Genomic DNA, 3963 nt, shown 5'->3' with positions numbered 1-3963 from the left:
GCGCGAAGATGGTGCATGTCGACGCGTCGAAGAAATCGGTCGAGGCGGCGCGCGGCAATGCGGCGCTGTCGGGGCTGGCCGATGCGCCGGTACGCTGGATCGTCGACGACGCCGCCAAGTTCGTCGCGCGCGAGGTGCGGCGCGCGCGGCGTTATGACGGCATCCTGCTCGATCCGCCCAAATACGGGCGCGGGCCGGATGGCGAGATCTGGCGGCTGGAGGAGCATCTGCCCGCGCTGATCGCCGATTGCCGGCGGCTGCTGGACGCCGAATCGCGCTACCTGTTCCTCACCGTCTATGCGGTGCGCATGTCGGCGCTGGCGATCGGCGAGATGCTGCGCCAGGCGTTCGCCGACCTGCCCGGCACGGTCGAGGCGGGGGAACTGGCGGTGCGGGAGGAAGCGCGCGGGCTGACGCTGCCGACCGCGATCTGGGCGCGCTGGTCGCGGTAGGACGCCGCCGTCCCGATCATTCCATTCCCATGCGGATCGCCGCGCCGGCGACGATCGGGCCGCCCACCGTCAGCAGCAGGCTGACCGCGGCCAGCAGCTTCAGCCCGCCCGCCCCGCCGTCGATCGCGCCCGCGCCGAAGATCAGCAGCGGCACCGCCAGCGGCAGCATGACCAGGCCCGCGACCGCGCCGGCACCGCGCAGCCCCGCGACCAATGCGCCGGTGGTAACCGCCAGCGCCGCCAGCCCCGGCGTGCCGATCGCCAGCCCAGCGACGACCAGCGCCAGCCGTTCGGCGGACAGGTTGAGCAGCGCCGCCGCCGGGATCGTCGCCAGCAACAGCGGCGGGGCGAAGGCGAGCCAGTGCGCCACCGTCTTGGCCGCCGCGATCGTCACCGGCGACACCCCGCGCACCGCCAGCTGGTCGATCACCCCCGCCTCCAGATCGGGCGCGACCAGCCGCTCGACCGGCAGCAGCGCCGCCAGCAGCGCCGCGGCCCACACGACGCCGCCACCGACCCGCGCCAGCAGCGACGCATCGGGGCCGATCGCGAACGGGAACAGCACCGCCACCAGCAGGAAGAACGCGACCACCAATGTCGCGCCGCCGCCGGCATAGCCGCGCCACACGTCGCGCCACACCAGCGCGCCCATCACAGCGCGACCCCAGCCGCGTCGGGCAGCGCCAGCGGCTGGTGGGTTGCCACCACCACCGCGCCGCCGGTTGCGCGGTGCCCCGCGATCAGCTGTTCCAGCCGCTCCACCGCGCCCACGTCCAGCCCGCTCGCCGGTTCGTCGAGCAACCACAGGTCCGCACCCGACGCCACCACCCGCGCCAGCGCGGCGCGGCGGCGCTGCCCGGTCGACAGGAAACGGACGGGGACGTCGGCCAGATCGCCGAGCAACATCGCGTCCAGCGCGGCGGCGACGCGCACCTCCGGCAGGGCGCGCGCATCCTGCGCCGCCCAGAAGGCGAGCGCGTCGGCCAGCGCGCATTCGGGGTCGAGCGCGGCGGCCTCGCCCATCCACGCCACCGCCCCCTCGCGCTCGACATGCCCGGCGGTGGGACGCAGCAGCCCGGCGAGCACGCGCAGCAGGCTGGACTTGCCGACGCCGTTGGGGCCGGTGACCACCGCCGCGCCGCCCGGCGCCACGGCTAGGTCGAACCGCTCGACCAGCAGCTGCCCGCCGCGCCCAACGGTGACGTCAACGGCGCGAACCGCGCCGCTCAATCCGCCACCGCCGCTTCGAGGGCGTGCATGTCGTCGTCGGACAGGCCGAAATGGTGCCCGATCTCATGGATCGTCACATGCGCGACCAGATCGTCGAGCCGCACCCCCGTCTCGCACCATTCGGCCAGCATCGCCTGGCGATACAGATGGATGCGATCAGGCAGCGCGCCGCTGTCGAACGCCGATTTCTCGCCGACCGGGCGCCCGTGGTACAGGCCGGTCAGGTCGAGCGGATGATCGATGCCCAGCGCGTCGAGGGTCTCGGCATCCGCCTCCTCCTCGACCACCAGCACCACGTCGCCCAGATGCGCGCGGAATTCCGCGGGCAGCCGCGCGATCGTCGCGCGTGCGTGCGCCTCGATCGCGTCTGCGGAGGGCGGCGCGCCCATTGCCTCTTGCCCGTCCATGCCGCCGGCCATACCGCTCGCCGATCACCCGCCGCAAGCGCAGAGGCACGTCATGACCCGCACGATCGAACAATTGAGCGAAGCCGAGCGCGCCGACGCGCTCGATACGCTGCCCGACTGGGATTATGACGAGGCGCGCGACGCGATCACCCGCTCGATCGTGTTCACCGATTTCGCGGAGGCGTTCGGCTTCATGACGCAAGTGGCGCTGCTGGCGGAGCGCGCCGATCACCACCCGGAATGGACCAATGTGTGGAACCGGGTGGAGATCCTGCTGACCACGCATGACGCCGGCGGGCTGTCGGCGCTGGACGTCGAACTGGCGACCGCGATCGATTCGATCCTGGGCGGCTGAGCGCAATCAACGCAGCAGCACGCGGCTGCGCATCATCCGGCGCAGCCGTCCGGGCATCCAGCGCGCCGCGAAGGTCAGCCGACGCGCGGTCTTGCCGACCGGCGAATGCAGCTTGTCGCCGTGGACGGCATCCCATGCCGCCTGCGCGACGACCTCGACCGGCGTGAACTCCAGCCCCGAATCGACCACCGCCTCACGCGCGGTGCGGTTGGTCCCCGCCAGCCCGATCGACAGCAGGTTGGTGTCGATGAAGCCGGGCAGCAGGTCGCGCACCTTGATCGCGTCCGGCGCCCATTCGGCGTCGAGCGCCTCGGTCAGGCCGCGCACCGCGAACTTGGTCGCGGAATAGGCCGACAGGCCGGCGCTGCCGTAGATCGCGGACGCGGAGGCGGTGTTGAGCAGGCACGACCCCGGCGTCGCCTTCAGATATGGATAGGCGAGCCGCGCGCCATAAGCGACGCCGCGGAAGTTGATGTCGATCACGCGGTCGAGCGCGTCCAGCCCCATGTCCCCGAACGCGCCGCCGGCCGCGATGCCGGCGTTGTTGAACAACACGTCCAGCCGCCCGCCAGACAGCGCGGCGAATTCGGCCAGCACATGTTCCCATTCCGATGCGTCGCGCACGTCCATGACATGCGTCGAGGTGCGGTCCGCGGGCAGCATCGCGGCGGCATCCGCCAGCGCGCGCTGGTCGATATCCGCCAGCCCGACACGCCAGCCCTGCGCCGAAAAGTGCAGCGCGACCGCGCGCCCGATGCCCGATCCGCCGCCGGTAATCAGGATCGCCTTCATCCTCTCGTCCCCTCCGCCATCGTTTGCGTGGCTTGTGCCAGCCTCATCCTTCCCGCATCGTGCGCGGCGATGCCAGAACAATCGCCCGGCCCCGCCGTCTCGTTCGCAGGCGTCACCAAGCGGTACGGCGACGGTGCGGCGGTCGACGGCGTGACGCTGGACATCGCCGGCGGCAGCTTCGTCGCGCTGGTCGGCACGTCCGGGTCGGGCAAGTCGACGCTGCTCAAAACGGTCAACCGGCTGGTCGTGCCCGATGCGGGGCGCGTCGCGATCGACGGGCGCGACGTGGCGGACGAGCCGCCCGCTCGGCTGCGGCGGCGGATCGGCTATGTCTTCCAGAACGTCGGGCTGTTCCCGCACCTGTCGGTGGGGGACAATATCGCGATGCCGCTGGTGCTGGCGGGGCGGCGCGATCCGGCGCGGGTGGCGGCGATGCTGGACCTGGTCGAACTGCCGCGCGCCTTTGCCGGGCGGATGCCCGCGGAGCTGTCGGGCGGGCAGCGCCAGCGCGTCGGCGTCGCGCGCGCGCTGGCCGCCGAGGCCCGGCTGCTGTTGATGGACGAGCCGTTCGGCGCGCTCGACCCCGTCACGCGCGAGGCGCTGGCGGGCGCGATCCGCCGGCTGCACGCCGACCTGTCGCTGACCACGATCATGGTCACGCACGACATGGCGGAAGCGCTGCTGAACGCCACGCGCGTGACCATGATCGTGGTCAGCGACAGGTCGG

Annotated in this window: 6 protein-coding genes and 1 pseudogene; 3 read left to right on the top strand and 4 right to left on the bottom strand. The window is 72.3% G+C overall.

What is annotated here, in order from left to right; all coding sequences use genetic code 11:
* Nucleotides 1–452, top strand: a pseudogene (locus AX685_RS06040) (class I SAM-dependent rRNA methyltransferase); the annotation flags it as partial.
* 16 nt (nucleotides 453–468) lie between these two features.
* On the opposite strand, the gene AX685_RS06035 reads toward AX685_RS06040, so the two are convergent.
* Genes AX685_RS06035 through AX685_RS06025 form a run of 3 tightly spaced genes read right to left on the bottom strand, consistent with a single transcriptional unit; the run spans nucleotide 469 to nucleotide 2089 of the window.
* Complete coding sequence (locus AX685_RS06035) at nucleotides 469–1104, bottom strand: heme exporter protein CcmB (protein ID WP_066486441.1); 636 nt, start codon at nucleotides 1102–1104, stop codon at nucleotides 469–471.
* Complete coding sequence (gene ccmA / locus AX685_RS06030) at nucleotides 1104–1682, bottom strand: heme ABC exporter ATP-binding protein CcmA (protein ID WP_066486439.1); 579 nt, start codon at nucleotides 1680–1682, stop codon at nucleotides 1104–1106. The genes AX685_RS06035 and ccmA overlap by 1 nt, the downstream gene beginning before the upstream one ends.
* Nucleotides 1679–2089 (bottom strand): metallopeptidase family protein, encoded by a 411-nt coding sequence (locus AX685_RS06025; RefSeq protein WP_231738603.1) that lies wholly within the window; start codon nucleotides 2087–2089, stop codon nucleotides 1679–1681. Before AX685_RS06025 ends, ccmA begins: the two co-directional genes overlap by 4 nt.
* A 52-nt stretch (nucleotides 2090–2141) precedes the next feature.
* Between AX685_RS06025 and AX685_RS06020 the strand changes: the two genes are divergently transcribed.
* Nucleotides 2142–2444 (top strand): 4a-hydroxytetrahydrobiopterin dehydratase, encoded by a 303-nt coding sequence (locus AX685_RS06020; RefSeq protein ID WP_066486435.1) that lies wholly within the window; start codon nucleotides 2142–2144, stop codon nucleotides 2442–2444.
* Between the two features lie 6 nt (nucleotides 2445–2450).
* Here AX685_RS06020 and AX685_RS06015 read toward each other — a convergent pair whose 3' ends face one another.
* The gene (locus AX685_RS06015) at nucleotides 2451–3236 is read right to left on the bottom strand and encodes an SDR family oxidoreductase (RefSeq protein WP_066486434.1); all 786 of its coding nucleotides are present in this window, start codon (nucleotides 3234–3236) and stop codon (nucleotides 2451–2453) included.
* A gap of 69 nt (nucleotides 3237–3305) precedes the next feature.
* On the opposite strand from AX685_RS06015, the gene AX685_RS06010 reads away from it, so the two are divergent.
* On the top strand, nucleotides 3306–3963 hold a 658-nt coding region (locus AX685_RS06010), incomplete at its 3' end, for an ATP-binding cassette domain-containing protein (RefSeq protein WP_066486433.1).

It is taken from the genome of Sphingomonas sp. CCH9-F2, assembly GCF_001556735.1.
GTDB lineage: Bacteria > Pseudomonadota > Alphaproteobacteria > Sphingomonadales > Sphingomonadaceae > Sphingomonas > Sphingomonas ginsenosidimutans.
This window is presented reverse-complemented; position numbering and strand designations above follow the sequence as displayed.